This is a genomic window from Haloprofundus marisrubri (assembly GCF_001469955.1).
In the GTDB taxonomy this organism is placed as follows: Archaea; Halobacteriota; Halobacteria; order Halobacteriales; family Haloferacaceae; genus Haloprofundus; species Haloprofundus marisrubri.
Window position 1 is genome coordinate 1 of record NZ_LOPU01000004.1, and the last position, 19,700, is coordinate 19,700.

Sequence of the window (19,700 nt, forward strand, 5' to 3'; positions counted from 1 at the left end):
CCCCGTCATCGTGATGGAAAACTTGGCATACATCCGCGAGTCGCTGGACTACGGGAAGTACATGAATCGACGCCTTCACGCGTGGGCATTTGCTCGATTGCAGGGACGTATCGAGGACAAGGCGAAGGATGCGGGTATTCCGGTTCGGTACGTCCACCCGCAGTACACCTCGAAGACGTGCCACTCGTGCAAGCACATCGGGTATCGGCCCCGACAGGCTGAGTTCAAGTGCAAGAACCCCGAGTGTCATGTATCGACGTTTCAAGCGGATATTAACGCGAGTGCGAATATCGCACGGCGCGTTGACCCGTGGGGAGAGAGCCTACCAGTGAAACAGGTAGGCGATGACTCGCCACAGGACGGGAGCGGTTGTGACACCGCCACAGTCCACCGTGAGACGAGCGCACCAGCGCAAATGACCCTCACGACGAATCAGGACTAAAACCTTCAGGCGCTCGGCCTGAGTCCCCGTGTCGGGGAAGCCCCGTCGTTTACGACGGGGAGGATGTCACCGGAGCGTGTGACACAACAGAGTGTTATCGGGTCGTGGCTTCGGGTGGCCCCTCACGCCGGCAAAGCAATCAGTACGAGCGGAATGGCGACGAGCAACAACAAGAATAGAGCGAACGACCGTCTATCTTCGAGAAGTCTCCGTTGTATGTCGTCAACCAGTCCGTAGTACTGCTCGTAAAACGAGAGTGCCACAGTCGTACTGGCGGTTGCAACCATGAGGAGCAAGAAGACAATCGTGACCCCCGTACTGGATTCGAGGACGACTGCGACGAGCAGAGTGTCGGTGAGCGTCCCGAGACTGGCCCCCATGACGTACGGAACGATTTCGCGTCGCTCGATGTACCCTCGGTTGTACACCGGGACGACGACACCTAACGAGAATGCAACGCTCGTCGTCACCGCGGTGACGACCAATCCGAGCGCGAAAGAGAGCCACCGACTTTGGAGATAAACAAGCACTCGTTTTTGAAGCCACTCCGTCTCGATGCGCTCTAACTGGGAGTCGAACAGTTGTAAGCAGCCGACGAACAGGGCCAAGGCCACGATGACACTGGGAACGACGCCAATCAGGTCGATGGTCATTCCGACGAGCGACTCGAAGAAACCGACGCTTCTGAATCGGACCGGCACAGCCACACCGCTGGCCCACCCCTCTACGTCGGTCCACCGGAGGGCGACGACACCGAGTACAGTCGCAGGAACGTAAATCGAGCAACTGACGATAAATGCCAGCGTCCCGAGACGGACCGCCTCAGAAAGCGAGTACTCTGACGCGCGAGCGTAATCCAGAACGCCAACGAACAGGACAATCCCCGCAGCACCGAGACGGGACCCCGAGACGAGTAGAAACAGCTCTGTGACGGTTATCAGTTCGGCCGAAAACAACGACAGCGCGATTGCTGCAACCGCAGAGCCATTCAGTAGTACGTACGCCGAAAGCCAACTCACCCCGACCAGTGAGAACCCTCCCGTTCGATACTGGAGTGCCGGACGGAGAACCGGAGAAAGCAGTCCCATCGCCTCGCTCAGCAGTTGTACAGCAAAGAGAAACCCAAGTGCCGCGAGCAGGATAGAGAGGAGAGAAAGCAGCGACTGCGGAGCGAGTCGACGTCGAGTTCGGTCCATCCTGTACGTCACCGTAGATAGCTACGAGCCGAAGCGACATAACAAATCTCGGGGCCGTGCGCACGCAGTGTTCTTCCGCATCAGCCACCGTTCGTGAGGGCTCCGAACGACATCTCCGGGAGCGCCTCTCCATTCGACGACTAGCCTGCTGAGGCGAATCAGGTCCGAGCCTGCAAGATGACTCGGTGGGCAGTACGCTCGAACGACACAGGGAAACTCGGACCGGACTGCGAAGGTTCATGTGAGGGTAGACACTGAAATCGAACTATGGACCGTGAGACACTCGCACAAGCGCTCGAATACGCTGACCTCACGGCTTATCAAGCGGACGCGTACCTCACGCTGCTCGAGATGGGCGTCTCTCCGGCAATCGAGGTCGGTCGTGAGAGTTCCGTTCCGGTGTCACAGATTTACGACGTGCTTCGGAGTCTGGAATCGAAGGGGTACGTAGAGACCATCGAACGGGAGACGCTTCACGTCCGGCCGCGTGAACCGGACGAACCGATGGGGAATCTGGAGTCGAGAGGGCAGTTGCTTCACGACGCTGCCGAAGAAATCAAAGAGCGGTATCGGAAACCGCGGCGTCTCGATGCGCGAATCGGAGTCACGAAACGAGTAGAGACGGCCGTCGAGAACGCAGAGGAACTCATCGGAGAGGCCGAGACAGTCGTCGAAGTCGCGGGTACGTACGAGCAGTTGCAGTTTCTGGAACCTGCTCTCCGAGACGCACACGACCGTGGTGTCGTAACGCACGCATCCGTCTACACGGACGACCGAAAGACCGCACCGGAAGCGTTTGCTCCGGAAGGCGCACTGTCGGAGCTACGGGCGTGTACGATTCCCGGGCCGTTTCTCGTGGTCATCGACCGGCACCGAACGTGTTTCGCACCGAACACTCGGTCGGACGAAGATTACGGTGTACTCATCTACGACCGGATTCTCCCGTTCGTCTTCCACTGGTACTATCTCACCTGTCTGTGGGACCCCTACCCCCGGATGTATCTCGAAGACGAGGGGAAGTTCACGTACGTCACGATGGAGGAGTTCGTCCGTGACTGTTATCCGCTCTGGAGCGAGGGCTACGACCTCTCGGTCGTAGTCGAAGGGGTCGATATCGAGAGTGAGTCGAAGACGACTGTCGAGGGCGTCGTCACGGAGATACAGTACTCCGGTCGACAGCAGTCACAACCGGCGCTGTCAGACCTCAGTTCTCACAAAATCGTCACCCTCGAAACGGACGACGAGAAACTGGCTATCGGTGGCTGGGGTGCTGTCTTCGAAGACATCGAGGCGCGGACAATCTCGCTGGTCGGTATCGAGACCGGAGACACCCTGCCGCCCCGATAGTTGGTCTCCGCGGGCTGAGCCGCGGACTACCACCGACCGTTCGTTCGCCTGCTCACCGCTGTGAAACTGCTTCCAGCGTCGCTTCGAGTCCCTCACACCGAAGCGAGAGCGTCCCTGCCTCGAACCGGCTGGTTCCGTCCGGGCGAACGACGTCGAACGCGGCGACCGGAACCTCGAACTCGACGGTTCGTTCCTCGCCCGGTTCGAGTGCGACCCGTTCGAACTCCACGAGTTCTTCGACCGGTGTCACTACCGAAGAATACTCACGACCGCCAAAGAGTTCGACGACTTCTTCGCCTGCATGGTCGCCGGTGTTTGCGAGCGTCGCCGACACGGTCACCGAGTCGCCTTCACCGACCGTCTCGTTCGAGACGGAGAGCGACCGGTACTCGAACGTCGTGTACGAGAGTCCGTGTCCGAACGGCCACAACGGGTCGTACGAGGGCAGGTGTTCGTCTTCGCCGATTGGGTACGGATGCGGCAGATAGTTGTGCCGAACTGGAAGCTGTCCTTCCGAGCGCGGAACCGAGATAGGGAGTTTACCGCTCGGGTTGTTGTCCCCGAACAGGGTTTCGGCGACTGCTGTCCCTCCATCTGCGCCCGGATAGTACGCGTGCAAGATGGCGTCCGCGTTTTCCGCCGCCCACGGGAGGGCCAGCGGTCGACCCGAGACGAGAACGAGCGCCGTCGGCGTTCCCGTTTCGAGGATACGTTCGAGCAAGTCTCGCTGCGCGTCCGGCAGGCTCAGGTCCGCACGGTTCGGGAACCGTTCGGTCGGCCCGTTGACGTCCTGTGGGCCGAACTCGTGGAGATACCAGTTCTCTCCGAGTACGACGACGGCGGCATCGGCCTCTTTCGCAGCGGCAACAGCGGCGTCTACGTCGTCGGGTTCGGCGATACCCGACCCCCGCTCGTACTGCACCGTCGTCTCGTCAGAAACCTGTGCTTCGATTCCGTCCTTTATCGTGATACCGTCGAGTTCATCCGTCTCTTTGAGGCTCCAGCCCCCGACCTGACTCGTCAGTTCGTCGGCGTTCGGGCCAGCGACGAGGAGATTGTCGACGTTGGAGTCGAACGGCAGGCAGTCGTCGTCGTTTTCGAGTAGCGTCAGCGACTTGCGAGCGGCGTCGAGCGAGATGCCTCGGTGGGTCTCGGCTCCGAGCGTTTCGGTCGCTGTCTCGGAGTCGACGAACGGGTCGTCGAACAGTCCGAGGTCCGATTTGAGTCGGAGGACTCTGGCGACCGAACTGTCGACGGCCGCTTCGTCGATAGCACCGTCTTCGACGAGCGAGACGATGTGTTCGACGTGGCCCTGCTCGCCGAGTGAATGAACGTCGACGCCGGCAGTGAACGACTGACGAATCGCTTCTCGTCGCGTGTCTGCGACTCGGTGGTTTTCGTACAGCATGTTGATGCCGTTCCAGTCGGAGGCGACGTAGCCGTCGAATCCGAGTTGCTCCCGTAGCACCTCGGTGAGCCAGTAGTGCGAACCGTGTGACGGTTCTCCGTTTATCGAGTTGTAGCTCGGCATGATGCCTTCGACTCCCTCGTCGAGCACTTTCTCGAACGGGGGGAGGAAATCGCGGTACAGCGACGACAGCGACTTGTCGACCGGGGAGGCGTCTTCGCCTCGCTCGGGTTCGCCGTACGCCGGGAAATGTTTCGCCATCGCCGCGACGTCGACTGGTGCGTCACGGATTCCTCGAGCTTTCGCCGACGCGAGTTCGCCGACGAGGTACGGGGATTCGCCGAACGTCTCGAACGCCCGTCCCCAGCGCGGGTCACGGGCGACGTCACACGTCGGCCCGTACGTCAGACTCGACCCGGTTGCGGCGACTTCCGTCGCTGTGACGGTGCCGATTTGCTCGGCCAGCGTTCGGTCACGAGCGGCCGCGACAGCCATGTTGTGCGGGAACACCGTCGTATCCTCGACGTACGCGTTTCCGTGGATTGCGTCGATAGGAATGAGAATCGGGATACCCAGTCGAGTCTCCTCACGAGCGATACGCTGGAGTTCGTTGGCGATTTCGACGACTTCCTCCGAATCGCGGTGTGGGGACGCTCCGTAGCCGAACGGCGTCACGAACCCGATGCCGTGGTCTCGGACCATCTCCGCCGCGTCCTCGACGGTTCTCGTCTCACCCATCGTGCCGACGTAGGTGCCAGCGAGTTGGGCTGCCTTTTCGTGAAGCGTCATCTCGTCGAGGAGCGACTCGACGTGTTCGTCTGTCTCGTCCGTTTGCGTAATCTGTGTGTCGTGTGTCGTCATACTGTGTCAGTGGTCGTCGTCGTTTGGTTCGCGGCGTCGGTGGCTGTCAGGCTGACCGTCGCCGGCGTGTCTTTCGTTCGTAGATTTGACTCTCCAGAGGCGTCGGCCCCCGAGACGGCCGTCATCTCGCTATCCAGAGTAGTCTCTGTGGCGTCACGCAGTTCGACCGAGACCGACCGAAAGTCTCCGTCGGTGTCGCTGACGCTCCAGTCGATGTCGACGTTCGTCCACGGGCCGGACTGACTCGTGGTCGTGGACGCCGACTCGATAGTCGGCGCGTTCGAACCGGTCGCGTCGTCGGACTCCGATTCGGCTGTCGTCGTCGCCAGCGCGTTCGCTGGAACGGTCAGCGAGGTTCCGTCGGTAAAGGAAACCGTCGTCTCGGTATCACCGGCGTTGTAGGCGACGTACGTCTTCGTCGTCCCGTTGTTGAAGACCGCAGCCAACGGGGTGTCTGCCGAAACGTTCGCGTCGACCGCGCCGAGACCATCCATCGCTGTCAGCCAGCGGTATGTGTGGGCCTTCGACTCGCCGAACTCGACGGCGTAACTCGACGCGTTCGCCTCGAACAGGCCGAGTGCATCGGCGGGGTCGCTGAACGACCGATACTGCCAGAGCACGTCGGGCCAGTAGTCGAAGTCGTCGCCGCCGTTGGCGTCGACCAGTTCGGCGTACGTCGCCGCTGCGGCCGAGCGATTTCGACCGAGCGACAGCGAGTGGCCGCCCACGGGAAGCACGTTGATGCCGTGGATAGCTTCCACGTCGTCGGTCCACCAGGTGTCGTACTTGTAGCCCGCTCCCCAAACTATCGCGGCGTAGCTGTACTGCCACTCGTCGGGGTGGTTCTCCTCGTCGACGTCGTACCAGTACTCGTCGACGGCAGCCGTCTCGTGGGCGAGCAAGTACGCGCCGAGGTCCCGTAGTTCGGTGTCGTCGGTGTACACGCCGTAGAGCAGAATTGCGGCGTAGGCGCTGACCGATTCGGACGACGACTCCTGGTTGTTACCGAGGTCGTAGCCCGCGTTACCGGAGGCCCACGAGTGGCCAGCGTACGGAGAGAAGTTCCGGAGGAACGGATACATCGCGTCCGTCCGTGAGGGGTTCGCGTAATCGCGGATGACGTGGTCGACCATGCCACCCCAGTTCGAAGCATCCGCCCACGTCGGGTTCGTGCGTGCGATTTCGGCGGCAGCCTTGATGTAGTAGCCGTAGTGGAAGTGGTGGTCGTTGAGGTCTGCGCCGGACCCAAACGAGTCGTTATACCCGATGAGCGTTCCCCACACGTCGTCGTAGTAGAACACGTCTTCGGAGTCGGTCGAACCGGAGACCGTTGCATCGAGCCACGTCTCTAAATCGTCACGGAGCGCCGTGAGGAACGTGTCCGCGGCGGCCGAATCGCCGACCTGCTCGGCGATAGGTCGCAACTGCGCGAGTCGCTCGTAGTTCTTGCCCGTCCAGTACGTTCCGTCACCGGGGCTATCCGGGCCGCTACGAACGAGCGGTGATTCAGCCTCCACGTCGTCCACGTAGCCAGCGAGCCGAGTTTGGTCGACCGACCCGACGTCCGGCAGATACGGGAGAACCGGTGGAAGGTCGAGTACCGTCTCGAACGACGTTCCGGTCGTCGTCTGCATCGTCCCGCGCGGAGAGACGAACGTGTCGCTGTCGAGCGTCGCGTTGGTGTGTTTTCGCTGATGCGGATACAGCGCCGCGATGGTTCCGGTCGTCGTCGACTCTGTGCGAGTCGTCGTCTCGAACGTGTGCGTCGTTCGAACTTCGGCGACCGATTCGTCGTACGTCCACGAGACGGTCGTTCCCGTGATGTGGTTGTACGCGTACGATTCGTATCGTGACAGCGTCGTCGCCGTCGCCTCGGGGAGCACGGCGACGGTGAGATAGCTCCCCTCACCGAGCGCGCTCGTGAGTGTAACCGAACCGAGACCGTTCCACGTCGCCCCGTCGGGTGCGTACACGCCGTAGTGGTGGCCGTCGAGTGAGAGGCCGAGGACGTTTCCTCGGTCGGCCCACACCGTCGGCGTCGACGCGAACGAGAGTTCGGCGTCCGCACCGGTCACGTCGGCGAACACGAACGGCGACCCTTGGGTGAACGTGACGTCGAGTGTCGGTGTCGAGCTATCGCCTGCACCCCAGCGAATGTCGGTGTGCCAGTCGCCGTATCCTGTGCACTGCGTGTCGAGAAACGACTCGCCCGTCGTCGAGAGGGTGAAATCTTTCGAGTCGTCCATCGCGGCGACGTTGTTACGGTTCGTATCCCCGGAGGCGTTCGAGAACGTCCACTCGGTCGGATGCGTGAGGTCGAGTCCCTCACTCGTCGGAACACCGACGAACGGGTGTGCCCACATCGGAGAGCCGTACTGCTCGAACAGAACGCTGCTCCACCAGTCGTTCGTCGGATACGGAGCCGAGAGGTCGTCTGTTGCGTACACCTGCTCGGGTGGCGTCCCTTCGCCGGACGGAAGCGTGGTCGTGTAGCTTCCAGCGCCGACATCGACGATACCGGAAGCAGCCTCCGCAGTGGGAGTGTCGACTCCCTCTACGGGTTGCTCGCTGGGACTGGTTTGTTCATCACTCGTCGATGTGCCGTCTGCGCAGCCCGCGACTCCGACAGCACCGACCGTACCGACACTCCCGAGATAGCGGCGACGGGAGAGCTTCCAGTTCGTCGCAGTCGCCGAGCGTTCGTCAGTCATCGTGCGTTGTCTCGTCGCTCGCGAGTGTTGCCCCGTCGAGCGGAGTGCTGTTCCAGTAGGCGTCGTCGTCGGTAGCACGGTAGCAAGTGACGTGGTGGTTGCCGGAAGTGTCCACGTTGGCTGCGGGCGGCGTGTCAGTACGGCACTGTTCGGTTGCGTTCGGACACCGTGTGTGGAACCGACAGCCAGCCGGCGGGTTCACCGGGTCCGGGATGTCTATCTCCCGGACGGGTGGCTCGGTCGGCCCTTCGTCGACGCCGAGTTCCGGTGTCGCCCACTTCAACACCTTCGTGTAGGGGTGCTGTGGGTTCTGCAGCACTTCGTCCGCCGGGCCGAGTTCGACCAGTTCGCCGAGATACATCACGCCCAATCGACCACCGGAGTGTTCGGCGATGTAGCGAGCGTTCGAGAGGTCGTGGCTGATGAACAGGAACGAGGTGTCGAACTCCGACTGCAGTTCGAGCATCAGGTCCATCATCTCGACGCGAAGACTCACGTCGAGGGCGCTCACTGCCTCGTCGGCGAGGATGAGGTCCGGGTTCATCAGCAGCGCGCGAATCAGTGCGACGCGTTGCTTCTCGCCGCCCGAGAGTTGGTGCGGATACCGGTGGGCGTAGTCGTGCGGCGGCGACATGCCGACTCGTTCGATGAAGTGGAGAATGCGCGCCTCTCGGTCCTCTGAACCGAGGTCTGGTTGCCATCGCTTGAGCGGGGCCGCGAGCGACGACATCACCGTCCGGTTCGGATTCAGCGCCGCACCGGGGTCTTGGTGGATAATCTGCAGCGACCGGCGAATCTCCTCGTACGGAATCGAGGGGTTCGAGCGCCACTTCTTCGCCGCCCAGATGTCCTGTCCGCGATAGCTGATACTGCCGCCGGTCGGCTGTTGGAGGCCGACCGCAGTCTTTCCGAGCGTGGTTTTTCCACTTCCGGATTCGCCGACGATAGCGACAACGTCGTTGCTCCCGATATCGAGGGAAACGCCGTCGACTGCACGGATCGTCGGCCGGTCGGCGAAGGGGTTCAGCCCACCGCCATCTTTCTCGAAGTGAACGTCCACGTCCGAGAGTGAGAGAACCGGCTGGTCGACGCTCATTTCTGCACCCCCGTCGAGAGGGGAATCTCGTCGTCGACGTCCGGCCAGTGATGACACGCGACTTCGTGCGTCTCGGACACCGCATCCATCGGCGGCTTGATGTCTTCGCACTCTGCGGTCGCCATCGGACAGCGGTTGTGGTACGGACACCCCGTCGGCACGTCGACCGGGTCGGGCGCAGCGCCCGATATCGGTCGCATCTCCGTGAGCGGTGCGTCGAGGTTCGGCGTCGCATTGAGCAACGCGCGTGTGTACGGATGCTTCGGGTCGCGGACCATCTCGGCCGTGTCACCGACTTCCGCGAACTCGAACGCGTACAGAACGCCGATTCGGTCGGCGAGTTTCGTGACCAGCGGCAGGTCGTGCGTGATGAACACCATCGTGAGGTCGTACTTGTCGCGGAGTTCCGACAGCAGGCTGATGATAGAGCGCTGCATGAGCAGGTCCAGTGCCGCCGTCGGTTCGTCCATGACGAGTACTTCCGGTTCGAGGACCAACGCGAGTGCGATGAGCGCCCGCTGTTTCATCCCGCCCGAGAGTTCGTGTGGGTAGGAGTCGAGGACCCGCTGTGGGTCGAGATAGAGGTCCGAAAGGAGTTCTTCTGCTCGCTCGATGCCCGCAGCGATATCGTAGTCGTGGGCGTCGAGCGTCTCGACGAAGTGCTCGCGGAAGTCCATCGTGGGGTTGAACGAACTCATCGCCCCTTGGAACACCATCGAGATATCTTCCCAGCGGAGGCTCCGAAGCGGTCCTTTGTCGAGGCCGAGAACGTCGACGGGCTCTCCGTCTCGCGGGTGGTAGGTGACCTGTCCGTCGGTCCGACCGGGGCTCACGACGGCGTTCAGCAACGCCGAGGCGAACATCGACTTTCCACTGCCGCTTTCGCCGACGATGCCGATGATTTCACCGCGCCGGATGTCGATGTCCACGTCGTGGAGGACACGCGACGTGCCGCGGTCCATCTCGAAGGCGACCGAGAGGTTGCGACATTCGAGGACGATGTCTTCGTCGCTCGACTGCGAATCGAAGGTGCTGCTACCGGACTGTCGTTCGTGGAGATTTGATGATGTGTTGCTCATAGGTTACCCTCCATAGAGACCGCTCTCGTGGGTGTTTCAGTGGACTCCGTCTCCTCTGAGTCGCCCGTCGTCTTCGCGTGGCGGGCGCGGACTCGCGGGTTGAACACGCGGTCCATCCCCTGGGCGAACAGGATGAGTCCCATCGACAGCAGGATGATGGCGACCATCGGAACGAGAAGCCAGTGCGCGGCGTCGACGGTGAGCAGCCCACCGTTCGAGTACGCCAGTTGGAGCATGACGCCCCAGTTGACGACTTCCGAGAACGGCAGCAGTCCGAGGAAGTAGAGGCCGACGGAAGCGAAGATGACGCCTCGCATCGCGTTGACCATGTTAATCATCACGAACGGCATGATGTTGGGGACGATTTCTTTGCCGACGATAGTCGGCGTCGACAGTCCCATCGCCTGTGCGGCTTCGACGTAGGACGTCGACCGAATCGTCAGCACCTGCGACCGGATAGCCCGAGCCATCCCTGCCCACCCCTGCAATGAGAGGACGACACCGAGGACGACCGGGTTCTTCGGTTCGAGCAGCGCAACGAGGATGAGCAGCAGCGGCAGTCCCGGAAGCGTCATCACGATGTCGATGACAGTCGAGAGTAACTGGTCGATACGACCACCGCTGTAGCCGGCGAGCGCACCGATGCTCGTACCGAGAACGGTGACGAACAGGCCGGCGCTCGCAATCATCGTGAGCATACGCGGCGTCGCGTGAACGATTTGTTCGAGGATGCCGCGGCCGACGTTGTCGGTTCCGAGTGGCCAGTGAAGCGCCACCCACGGAACCGAGACACCGAACAGCGACGTACTCGTCAGTTCGTACCAGCGACCGCCGACGATGCCGCCTTGGAACGGGCCGACGAGCAGTGGCGCTTGTCCGACTCGGGGTTCGGCGACGAGTGCCGGACCGACGACGCCCATGACGACGAAGCCGAGAACGAGCACCGCGCCGATTCGAGCACGAGCGTCGTTCCAGACGACGCGCATCGAAGCGACGACCCACAGGTCGAGTACCCGTTGTGTTCGCTCGGCACGAGTCAGCGAAGAGTCGGCGACCGTATCGAAACCACCACGCTCGTTCGGGAAGCTGTTGACCGGGTTTTCACGGCTCACGACGCATCACCTCCCGTCGAGACACGGGGGTCGACGAGTCCGTACGTCAGGTCGGCGATGAACGCGCCGATGACGACAGCCAGCGTGATGAGCACGAACCCACCCATCATCAACGGGTAATCGCGTGCCTCGACGGCGGCGACGATGTAGTAGCCGAGTCCCGGATACGTGAACACCTGTTCGAGGATGGCCGAACCACCGATGACCGCGCCGAACGCGAGCAGCAAGCCCGTGTACATGGGCAAAATTGCGTTGCGGGCGACGTACCGGAGTGCGATACGTGTGTCCGAGAGGCCACGAAGACGGGCGACTCGAAGGTAATCCTCACCGAGCACCTGGATGCTGTTGCCGCGCATGGCGAGTGCGACGCCGCCGAAGCCGGTGATGACGACCGCGGCGATGAGCAGACTGGCGTGGTAGACGGCGTCGGCGACGAACTGGAACGTCGCAACAGGCCGAAGCGGGTCGACGATGGGCACGACCTGTGAGGAGATGTGCCCACTCGTCGGGAACCACCCGAGCGTAAAGCCGAACACGTAGAGGAACAGCAGTGCCGTCACGTAGTTCGGCGTCGAGTTGAGGACGATACCGATGCCCGTCGTCCCGACGTCGAAGCGACTGCCTTCCCAGTACGCCATAATCGAGCCGAGAGCGATACCCACGACGAACATGAGCAAGATGGCGACCGAGAACGCAAAGACCGTCCACGGCAGTGCCTGACCGAGGATTTCGGCGACTGAAGCGTTCTGGCTTATCGACTGGCCGAGGTCACCTCGAAGGATGCCAGCGATGTAATCGAGATACTGCTCGTGCAGTGGCGCACTGTAGTCGATGTTGATGTAGTTCGCAACGCGGCGGTTGATTTCCTGCTGGGAGAGGCTCGGATTGTTTCGGATGAGTTGGCCGCGAAGCTGGTCCGCCGGGTTACCAGGCATGAGACGAACCAGTGCAAACGAGAGCGTCACCACGACGAAGGCCGTGAAGAGCGCTTGCCCGGTTCGTTTGACGAAATACTCGTACATAGACGGTTACTCCGGTTTGGCTGTCAGCTTGCCCTCGCGGGGGAGGTAGTACGGTGGCCAGTCGACGATGGCGTCCTCGTCGTCTTGGGTGACGGTGTTCCAGTCGTCGGTCGTAAGCCATGCTTGGTCGACTTTCTCCATCAGCGGGGCCATCGGGAGATGCTGATTGACGACCCACGCGAGTTCCTGGGTCTTCTGCTTGGCGGCGTCTCCGGTCAGTCCGGCGAGTTCTTCGAGTTCGGCTTCGAACTCGACAGTTCTCGTCTCGCCGTCCGGTTCGCCAATCGGGGGGACCTCCGCCGATCGTGGGAATTTGAGAATCGTGGTGGACCGGAATCCGTTCAGGAGTTTGTTCAGCGAGAAGTACGGGTAGAGCTTTCCGTCGGGCCACCCGAGACCGGCGACGACGTACTTTTGACCGCTGTAGATATCGTCAAAGTACGACTGGCTGGGGTTGAGTGATGCCTCGATACCGAAGTCGTTGAGGTCCTGAACGATGGACTGCCCGCCGGCCGTCCAGTCGTTCCACCCGGACGGAATCTTGAAGGGGAACTCGAGCGTCTTGCCGTTTTCGTCGGTCCACGTCCCGTCCTGCTTCGAGAAGCCGGCATCTTCGAGGAGTGCAGCGGCTTTCTCCGTGTTCGGTTCGTATTTGTTGAACCCGGAAAGCGAATCACCGAGCCACTCTTTGTAGCTTCCATCGAAGTTCCCCGGGAGGCCACACGGGACTTCGACGGGGACGTGCATCTTTCCGCCCGCCGTCTGGGCGAGTTTCTCGCGGTCGATGACGTACTGAATAGCCTGTTTGACGTTCTGTTGACTGTAATGTTCGTGCTCGTGGTTGAACATGACGCCCATCCCCCAGTTCGCAGGCATCTGAATCTCGCGGACGTGGTCGCCGTACGACTCGGAGATGTTCTCGGGCGTGAAGATGTTGTCCAACCCGTCGACGTTGTCGGTTCGCAGCGCCTGCCACTGCTTTTGGTTCGACTGGAGGTAGTTCCAGTTGAAGCGCGCGAAGTTGATTTGTCCCGCGTCAGGGTGGTCTTCGAACTTGTCTGCAACGAGTTCCTGGTTGCGCGCGTGCACGAACTTGAACGGACCAGTGCCAATCGGTTCGTCGAGGGTTTTCTCGGTTAGACCGGGTGCTTCACCGTCGTTTTCGTAGGCGTCGAGGAACTCCTGAAACTCCGAACGTGGCGTGTCGAGCGCGATTGGTTTCAGCGAGTAGAGAAACACTTCGTCGGCCACGGCTCGTTTCAGACCGAGTTCGACCGTCGAGTCGTCTGGGACGCTGACGTCTTGTGCTTCGACGATGTTTCCGATGGCTGCACCGTCGTGAATTTCGAGTTTTAGCTTGAACGCGACGTCCTCTGCTGTGACTGCGTCGCCGTTGTGCCAGTGGAAACCGTCGCGGACCGAGAGCGTCACCATCTCGTCGCCGATATCCCACGACTCCAAGATACCTGGCATGAACGTGCTCGTCGCTTCGTTGACGTAAAGGAGGTTCTCGAACAGTGCGAGTGCTGCTCGTTCCGGGTACTTCTGTCCGTACGGATTGAACTGCATGTCTTTCGGCACGTTCGTCGTCGCCGTGACGAACGTGCGGTCGGTCATCGGGACGGAATCGGTGGACTGTGCCGTCGTGTCGCCAGTGCTCGAGTTATCCGACTCGGCCGACTCATCGTCTCCACCGGTCGCTGCGTCTCTGTTCGACCCTGCACACCCGGCGAGTCCTGCTGCACCCGCAATGCCGACCGACTGGATGAAACGTCGCCGTGTTTTTCGTCGCTGTCTCTGCGCTTGGCCCGTGCGATGTTCGGACATACACCGTCAATATTGTCTATTATACATATGGATTTTTGATGATAATTATGATGTAGAGAGTCAATAAATATCTTTTCTGACAGTTGTGGCACAGAGGGTCGAGGGAGCTCTCAGCGACTCGGTCGGCTATCGAGTCATCGCTCGAATATCGTTAGGCCTCGTCGAGCAGCGAGAACGAGTCCGACGAACGTGAGGAGAATTATTCCGAGAGAAACCTGCGAGATGGCGTACTCGGCCGTACCCGGTTCAACGTACTGCAGTGCAACGAGAAGAAGCACGAGCAGTATGGCGTTGAGGGCGAACAGGACCGACCCGAAACTCTGGCGCATACTGGCTTCGAGCGGTCCACCTTCAAGAGTATTCCCCTCAGTATCGCGACTGCTGGGTCCAGACCTCCGCCGATAGGGGTCACTAGTCCTCGACGGGGGGAGTACTATCGACTTGTTCGACATTTCCCGACTGTATGCATCTGAAGGGATTATGCTGCTTGACTACCGATAACCGATATGCAGCGGCCTGACCGGGTTAGGAGACAACCGAAGACCGAGGTGCAGAGCTCTCGAGACCGACTCCCGAGGAGGCCAGTAGTGTGACCGGCCGCTCTCTCCCGGCGGAACATCTCTCACCACTCGCGACGCTCGTCGACGAACTGCTCGCAGACGTCGGTTACGAGATAGCAGTTGCCATCGAAGTAATCGACGACGCCGTCCCCGGCTACGGTGGACTGTTCGACCCCACGACGACGCCGACGGAACTGCGCCAAGCGCTCGAAGAGTTACTGGCATCCGAACTCAGTCAACCACCGATTTCCGAACCGGCGGACGACAGCTTCGTTCTCTACGTCGACGGCAGTTCACGCGGGAACCCCGGTCCCGCAGGGGCAGGTGCGGTTATCGTGGACGCTGCGGAGAACCAACTGGCCCGCCTCGGCCGCCCCGCCGGCTCCCGTGCAGGAAATAATGTGGCAGAGTACGTCGCCCTCCAACTTGGACTGTCCGAGCTATTGACCCGGTACGAGCCACGCAGTGTAGAGGTGCGTATCGATTCGATGACGGTCATTCGAGACGTTTGGAAGGGCAATGACCCGTCAGAATCGGGTGTGGAGACGTACAGTGAGGCTATCGCATCCGCACTGTCGAAGATTCCGAAACATCAGTACACTCATCTGGCAGATAGCGACCCGAATCCAGCCGATGCACTAGCCACAGTGGGCGCTGATATCGCTGCGTTTGGTCCTGGGTAGTGGTGTGGTGTAGTCGCCCAGCCACGTCTGAGGGGAGTCAGAGAACACCGTCGAGAATCTGAACCATACTGACGATTCAGGGCACATATTCATCTTGTCAACTGTGTCACTAGTTCGTAGCCATGCTGCGAACCATCCTCAGTGCGGTCTGTATCGCCGAACTGCTCGCCCCAAAGGGACTCATCCGAGCCGCCGAAAAACTCGCACTCAACAACCCCGGTGCATGTGAGTACAAATCCTGGGTCGTTCCCGGAGCACGCATGGAGGGATTGCTGCTGTTGTTCTTCATGTGGCGAAGTGATACCTCGTACTCTGCATTCAAAGAGTTCCTTGGCGTTGTCGGCATCCTTGCGTTCCTCTTTCCACGAGCGTACGTCGACTACGGTTCCGAACTCGCCTACGCAGACGCGTCCAGTTGCGAGTGGAGACCGTGGGTGTACACCGGTACCCGAATCGTTGGGCTTCTCTACATCGGAGTTGCAGTCAGAGAACTACTCAGGAAGTGACTCCGACGTCTCGCCGGAATCGTCGGGTATCTTCGTCGAATGTTCGACCGTACTCGCCTACCGCTCGACTGACCCGGTCAGCCGTTCGAGGTACTTCGCTGGCACACCCTCGACAGTGAACGTTCCCTCTCCTCGCTTGTCTATTCGGTAGCCGTCTCGAATCATCGTCTGAGTGTCGACAGCGAGTACAACTGGTTCGCTGGCGTGTCGCTGTCCCACGGTACGGGCTTCCTCGACTGTTTCCGAGAGATGCACGTACTGCCGCGACATCGACCGCAATCCCTCTTGGAGTATTGTCTCGAGAACACCTGGGTCAGTTCCGTGATACAGTTCGCTTGGCACTATGACATCCTCCTCGCCGTGAACGGCGAGGTTTCCTCGCGCTGGGGGTATCGCTTACCGACCCACGGAGGCAACTTGCGGGTTCGTATGCTCCTCGTTGGGAACTGAGCGTGGTGACTCTGACCAATTGTGGTCGTCCCACTTGAGGCATACAGGCCGTGCCATCGACCGTGTTACCGTCGTCTGCCATTGACGAGATACGGAGTGTCTCGTTCGCCAGTCAGAACTCTCTGAGTTCTGATGACGTCTCAAGAACGTCTCTGACGCCTTGAGGTCAGCGTGCCCTTCAAACCCACACGAACACGTCAGCGTATCCTGATGCCGAATTGTGTCTGCCGTGGAACCGCAGTTCGGACATTCCTGACTTGTCCACGCCTCAGACCGAACCTCGACCGACATACCGTACTCCTCGGCAGTACACGCCAGTCGATTCACAAACGCTCGGAACGCCCAGAAGTTGTGCGTCTTCGCGTTCGTCTCCACCGACCAGTGCGCGTCAAGCACGTCCGTCAACGCCCCGACGTACACCGTCGAAACGCCTTCATCGTACAGGCGTTCGATGAGGTCGCGGGCCAGTGCATCTCGGGCGTGGTCGCGGCGCTTGGTACGTCGGTCGTACAAGCGTCGGATACGGTGACTACTGTACCGACCGTCCTCCAAGAGCGATTGAACTCGGGCGATTTCTCGCGTTGTCTGGCGGAATCGCTTGAACAGGTCGCGCCCTTCGTACAAGTATTGCTTGCCGGTTGTGGTTGTGCAGGCGACGAGGTTGTTCGCACCGATATCCAGAGCGGCTTCTTCCGAAGCCAGTGGTGATGCCAGTCGAGAATGGTCTTCGCTAATTGTGACTGGCTGAAAGGCCCTGAACGATTGTGCTTGCTCGTCGTAGAACAACTCCAACCGACCCTGCTTCTCGTACTCCTTCCAGTTCGGGTCGCCCCGGACTTCGAGTCGGAGGCGTTCGCGGTATCCAAGACCATACTCGTCTTTCAGGTCTTTGCCGACGAGGATTTCAAGCCGGGAGTATTCTCCCCACTCGACTGAGTACGACGTGTTGCGGATGTACGTGCGGAGTTCCCGTCCGTCCTCCGAGTTGCCCCAGAATCCGGGTTTGCTGTTTGCTTCGCCTTTCTTCTTGAGGCTGAAGAACGACTTCCATGCTTCTCGGTTCTTGCGCTCGATTTGTTGAACGGTCGAAGCACCGAGCGTTCCGCCGTAGCGACCGCGATACTCGCTAATGTCCCACACGTCTCCGTCTGGGTCAGCGTAGTTCTCGCGGCGCTCGTAGTTGATTTCGTTCCAGAGAGCGGCAGAAGCGTCCAACAGGCGTCGAAGCAACTCCTCGTCCTCGTCGGACTGAGGAATCAACTCGAACGTGTTGGCTCGCTTCATCACCTACTGGTTGTATCTAAACACACATAACGATGTGGTTAGTGTGTTATTATATGGTCGAAGTCCGCATTGAGTTTGACGATGATGAGCAGTACGAACGACTGAAGGAACTGAAGACGCACCGTGGGTTAACGTGGAAGGGTCTGCTCCTCGAAGGCGAGAAGAAAGTCAGGGAGGATACCCCGGAGTAAGCGTCGAACGTGGGCTGTGTCGTGGAGTGTCGGATTCACGCCCGCCCTAAAGGGCGGGACTCTCTCCTTGATTCAGGTAGGAAATGTGCGAAACAGCCACTCAACTCAATCACCTCATGTATCAATAATGCCAACTATCTTACGGAAACCGACCTACCCATATGGAAGTTGAGACTGGGTCTCTCAATGCATACGCTTCCAAGGTGCAGTCTCTCCAGCAGTCAATGACAGCCTTCTATTGCAAGACTCTCCCTGAGACTGTAACACAACTCGTTGAAATATCCCAAACACAGGTCTAACTATATTCTGGGCGATAAACTACCATGGACGTTCCAACCGTCTCAAACGACCTTCCTGTACTCGGTCTCGGGACATACAAGAATGAGGGAGAACAGGTCACTGAAAGCGTCAAGACTGCGCTTGAAGTCGGTTATCGTCATATCGACACCGCGCAAGTATACGACAACGAAGCCGCCGTTGGCGCCGGAATCGAAGCATCGTCCGTACCTCGAGAAGAAGTCGTCGTCGCCACAAAAATCTGGAATGATGATCTCGCAGGGGACGATGTCGTCGAGAGCGCCAAAGAGAGCCTCGACCGGCTCGGGCTTGACCGTATCGAGATACTCTATGTCCACTGGCCGGCGGGTGGCTACGAGCCAAGCGAGACTATTCCGGCATTCAATCAACTGTACGACGAGGGCTTTGTCGATAGCATCGCAGTCAGTAACTTCCTCCCCGAGCAGTTAGAGACTGCGCTGGACCGTTCTGATGCACCGATCGTTGCTAACCAAGTCGAACTCCACCCACTCTTCCAGCAGCCCGAGCTACGGGAGTTCTGTGAGAAAAACGGAGTCGCTGTAGTCGCCTACGCCCCCATCGCTCGTGGGAAGGTATTCGACGTGCCAGAACTGGGCGAAATCGCCGAGAAACACGGGGCTAGCGAGGCTCAGGTCAGTCTAGCGTGGCTTCGACAAAACGGTATCGCTGCTATTCCCAAGGCCACCAGTAAAGAACACATCCGCGCGAACTGGGAGAGTCAAGATCTCACGCTTGACGATGAAGACCTCTCGAAGATTTCCGCACTCAGCTATAACAAACGGCAGGTCGACCCCGACTTTGCCCCGTGGTAACGACGTAGACACCCGCTGTCAGAATACAGATTTATGTCTGTCTTTTCATCTCCACTTCAGAGATGTTCGACGAACTGCTTCGCCAGCCATGACTCAGCTGCGTTGAGTCGGTACTGATACGTCGACTGGGAGATTCCGAGTTCATCGGCGACATTGACGGCACTTACCTGTCGCGGTTTCTCGTAATAGCCGAGTTCGACGGCGGCTTCGATGGCTTCACGCTGTTCGGGTGGGAGACTACCACTTCGGACGACGTTGTTCGTCCAGTACGTCGGGTCGCTTATCTTGGTCAGTTCGACCGAGACACCGTCTCGAACCCCCGCATGGAGGCGGTCGTAAATGTCGCTCACCGCGCGCTCATCGTCGACAAGGATACGCCATTCATACTCGTTGCCGCGGCGGTCGGTCTGACAGAGATGACCGTCGCCGAGATATTCATTGATGATGGATGTGACAGACCGAGCATCGTCGCGTTCTGGCCGGCGCGTGTAGACGACACACTCCTGAGGATCTCGGAGAAGCACCTCGTACTCCCGATCGACGACCAGCTGGTCGCCGATAACAGCATCACAGTGCGCTATGTCGGCGATGAGTGCCTCGAAGGCGTCGAGTGCTTCAGATTTCCCAGTCACGTAGTCTAACCGCCACATCGTCTCGTCGGACGCGTGTGAGATGGCGATTGCGTGGAGACTCGGCCATTCGATGAAGAGATCCATGAGGTCGTCGGCACCCTCTTCATAGTGTATCGTGAAGACGTACTCTCGCATCTGTAAAGAGAGGACCGAGAGGCCGATA

At 59.9% G+C, this 19,700-nt stretch carries 18 protein-coding genes; 6 read left to right on the top strand and 12 right to left on the bottom strand.

All coding sequences use genetic code 11. The annotated features are described in order from the left end of the window. Window positions 1-442, top strand: a 442-nt coding sequence (locus AUR64_RS00920; protein ID WP_155120410.1) for an IS200/IS605 family accessory protein TnpB-related protein, incomplete at its 5' end; no start/stop codon positions are given. A 122-nt stretch (window positions 443-564) separates the two neighbouring features. Here AUR64_RS00920 and AUR64_RS00925 read toward each other — a convergent pair. After that, complete coding sequence (locus AUR64_RS00925; RefSeq protein WP_058580079.1) at window positions 565-1,638, bottom strand: hypothetical protein; 1,074 nt, start codon at window positions 1,636-1,638, stop codon at window positions 565-567. A 267-nt stretch (window positions 1,639-1,905) separates the two neighbouring features. Here AUR64_RS00925 and AUR64_RS00930 point away from each other — a divergent pair, with 267 nt between their 5' ends. After that, a complete protein-coding gene (locus AUR64_RS00930; protein ID WP_058580080.1) occupies window positions 1,906-2,985 on the top strand; it encodes a TrmB family transcriptional regulator in 1,080 nt (359 codons plus the stop codon). A 52-nt stretch (window positions 2,986-3,037) separates the two neighbouring features. On the opposite strand, the gene AUR64_RS00935 is transcribed toward AUR64_RS00930, so the two are convergent. The 8 genes from AUR64_RS00935 to AUR64_RS00970 all read right to left on the bottom strand — a co-directional run bounded on the left by AUR64_RS00935 (window position 3,038) and on the right by AUR64_RS00970 (window position 14,430). Further along, the gene (locus tag AUR64_RS00935; RefSeq protein WP_058580081.1) at window positions 3,038-5,254 is read right to left on the bottom strand and encodes a glycoside hydrolase family 3 N-terminal domain-containing protein; all 2,217 of its coding nucleotides are present in this window, start codon (window positions 5,252-5,254) and stop codon (window positions 3,038-3,040) included. Then, window positions 5,251-7,965 (bottom strand): glycosyl hydrolase, encoded by a 2,715-nt coding sequence (locus AUR64_RS00940; protein WP_058580082.1) that lies wholly within the window; start codon window positions 7,963-7,965, stop codon window positions 5,251-5,253. The genes AUR64_RS00935 and AUR64_RS00940 overlap by 4 nt, the downstream gene beginning before the upstream one ends. Continuing rightward, window positions 7,958-9,061 carry an ABC transporter ATP-binding protein gene (locus tag AUR64_RS20815; RefSeq protein WP_058580083.1) on the bottom strand — a complete coding sequence of 368 codons (1,104 nt, stop codon included), beginning with the start codon at window positions 9,059-9,061 and terminating at the stop codon, window positions 7,958-7,960. Before AUR64_RS20815 ends, AUR64_RS00940 begins: the two co-directional genes overlap by 8 nt. Further along, window positions 9,058-10,140, bottom strand: a complete 1,083-nt coding sequence (locus AUR64_RS20820; RefSeq protein ID WP_071391185.1) for an ABC transporter ATP-binding protein — start codon at window positions 10,138-10,140, stop codon at window positions 9,058-9,060. The genes AUR64_RS20815 and AUR64_RS20820 overlap by 4 nt, the downstream gene beginning before the upstream one ends. Next, complete coding sequence (locus AUR64_RS00955) at window positions 10,137-11,252, bottom strand: ABC transporter permease (protein WP_058580084.1); 1,116 nt, start codon at window positions 11,250-11,252, stop codon at window positions 10,137-10,139. Before AUR64_RS00955 ends, AUR64_RS20820 begins: the two co-directional genes overlap by 4 nt. Then, on the bottom strand, window positions 11,249-12,274 hold the full coding sequence (locus AUR64_RS00960; RefSeq protein ID WP_058580085.1) for an ABC transporter permease: 1,026 nt from the start codon (window positions 12,272-12,274) through the stop codon (window positions 11,249-11,251). Before AUR64_RS00960 ends, AUR64_RS00955 begins: the two co-directional genes overlap by 4 nt. Before the next feature lie 6 nt (window positions 12,275-12,280). After that, on the bottom strand, window positions 12,281-14,101 hold the full coding sequence (locus AUR64_RS00965) for an ABC transporter substrate-binding protein (RefSeq protein WP_058580086.1): 1,821 nt from the start codon (window positions 14,099-14,101) through the stop codon (window positions 12,281-12,283). A gap of 134 nt (window positions 14,102-14,235) precedes the next feature. Beyond that, on the bottom strand, window positions 14,236-14,430 hold the full coding sequence (locus tag AUR64_RS00970) for a hypothetical protein (RefSeq protein ID WP_058580087.1): 195 nt from the start codon (window positions 14,428-14,430) through the stop codon (window positions 14,236-14,238). Window positions 14,431-14,690: 260 nt separating this feature from the next. Between AUR64_RS00970 and AUR64_RS00975 the strand changes: the two genes are divergently transcribed. Together AUR64_RS00975 and AUR64_RS00980 are read left to right on the top strand one after the other, a co-directional pair. Further along, window positions 14,691-15,344, top strand: a complete 654-nt coding sequence (locus AUR64_RS00975; RefSeq protein WP_058580088.1) for a ribonuclease HI family protein — start codon at window positions 14,691-14,693, stop codon at window positions 15,342-15,344. 122 nt (window positions 15,345-15,466) lie between these two features. Then, complete coding sequence (locus tag AUR64_RS00980) at window positions 15,467-15,850, top strand: hypothetical protein (protein ID WP_058580089.1); 384 nt, start codon at window positions 15,467-15,469, stop codon at window positions 15,848-15,850. Window positions 15,851-15,907: 57 nt separating this feature from the next. Here AUR64_RS00980 and AUR64_RS19715 read toward each other — a convergent pair whose 3' ends face one another. Next, on the bottom strand, window positions 15,908-16,192 hold the full coding sequence (locus tag AUR64_RS19715) for an RNA 2'-phosphotransferase (RefSeq protein WP_205628352.1): 285 nt from the start codon (window positions 16,190-16,192) through the stop codon (window positions 15,908-15,910). A 54-nt stretch (window positions 16,193-16,246) separates the two neighbouring features. Continuing rightward, window positions 16,247-17,584, bottom strand: a complete 1,338-nt coding sequence (locus AUR64_RS00990) for an IS200/IS605 family transposase (protein WP_058580091.1) — start codon at window positions 17,582-17,584, stop codon at window positions 16,247-16,249. Between the two features lie 53 nt (window positions 17,585-17,637). Between AUR64_RS00990 and AUR64_RS20825 the strand changes: the two genes are divergently transcribed. Together AUR64_RS20825 and AUR64_RS00995 are read left to right on the top strand one after the other, a co-directional pair. Next, window positions 17,638-17,775, top strand: coding sequence for a hypothetical protein (locus AUR64_RS20825; protein ID WP_008528727.1), 138 nt, complete (start codon window positions 17,638-17,640; stop codon window positions 17,773-17,775). A gap of 323 nt (window positions 17,776-18,098) precedes the next feature. Beyond that, complete coding sequence (locus tag AUR64_RS00995; RefSeq protein WP_058580092.1) at window positions 18,099-18,905, top strand: aldo/keto reductase; 807 nt, start codon at window positions 18,099-18,101, stop codon at window positions 18,903-18,905. A gap of 56 nt (window positions 18,906-18,961) precedes the next feature. On the opposite strand, the gene AUR64_RS01000 is transcribed toward AUR64_RS00995, so the two are convergent. After that, on the bottom strand, window positions 18,962-19,672 hold the full coding sequence (locus AUR64_RS01000) for a helix-turn-helix domain-containing protein (RefSeq protein ID WP_058580093.1): 711 nt from the start codon (window positions 19,670-19,672) through the stop codon (window positions 18,962-18,964). Window positions 19,673-19,700: the final 28 nt, after the last annotated feature.

Excerpts from the sequence above, each read along its gene's own strand:
- AUR64_RS00965 (WP_058580086.1), bottom strand. The coding sequence starts at position 14,101 with ATGTCCGAACATCGCACGGGCCAAGCGCAGAGACAGCGACGAAAAACA.
- AUR64_RS01000 (WP_058580093.1), bottom strand. The coding sequence starts at position 19,672 with ATGCGAGAGTACGTCTTCACGATACACTATGAAGAGGGTGCCGACGAC.
- AUR64_RS00970 (WP_058580087.1), bottom strand. The coding sequence starts at position 14,430 with ATGCGCCAGAGTTTCGGGTCGGTCCTGTTCGCCCTCAACGCCATACTG.
- AUR64_RS20820 (WP_071391185.1), bottom strand. The coding sequence starts at position 10,140 with ATGAGCAACACATCATCAAATCTCCACGAACGACAGTCCGGTAGCAGC.
- AUR64_RS00940 (WP_058580082.1), bottom strand. The coding sequence starts at position 7,965 with ATGACTGACGAACGCTCGGCGACTGCGACGAACTGGAAGCTCTCCCGT.
- AUR64_RS00925 (WP_058580079.1), bottom strand. The coding sequence starts at position 1,638 with ATGGACCGAACTCGACGTCGACTCGCTCCGCAGTCGCTGCTTTCTCTC.
- AUR64_RS00980 (WP_058580089.1), top strand. The coding sequence starts at position 15,467 with ATGCTGCGAACCATCCTCAGTGCGGTCTGTATCGCCGAACTGCTCGCC.
- AUR64_RS00960 (WP_058580085.1), bottom strand. The coding sequence starts at position 12,274 with ATGTACGAGTATTTCGTCAAACGAACCGGGCAAGCGCTCTTCACGGCC.
- AUR64_RS20825 (WP_008528727.1), top strand. The coding sequence starts at position 17,638 with ATGGTCGAAGTCCGCATTGAGTTTGACGATGATGAGCAGTACGAACGA.
- AUR64_RS20815 (WP_058580083.1), bottom strand. The coding sequence starts at position 9,061 with ATGAGCGTCGACCAGCCGGTTCTCTCACTCTCGGACGTGGACGTTCAC.
- AUR64_RS00990 (WP_058580091.1), bottom strand. The coding sequence starts at position 17,584 with ATGAAGCGAGCCAACACGTTCGAGTTGATTCCTCAGTCCGACGAGGAC.
- AUR64_RS00935 (WP_058580081.1), bottom strand. The coding sequence starts at position 5,254 with ATGACGACACACGACACACAGATTACGCAAACGGACGAGACAGACGAA.
- AUR64_RS00930 (WP_058580080.1), top strand. The coding sequence starts at position 1,906 with ATGGACCGTGAGACACTCGCACAAGCGCTCGAATACGCTGACCTCACG.
- AUR64_RS00995 (WP_058580092.1), top strand. The coding sequence starts at position 18,099 with ATGGACGTTCCAACCGTCTCAAACGACCTTCCTGTACTCGGTCTCGGG.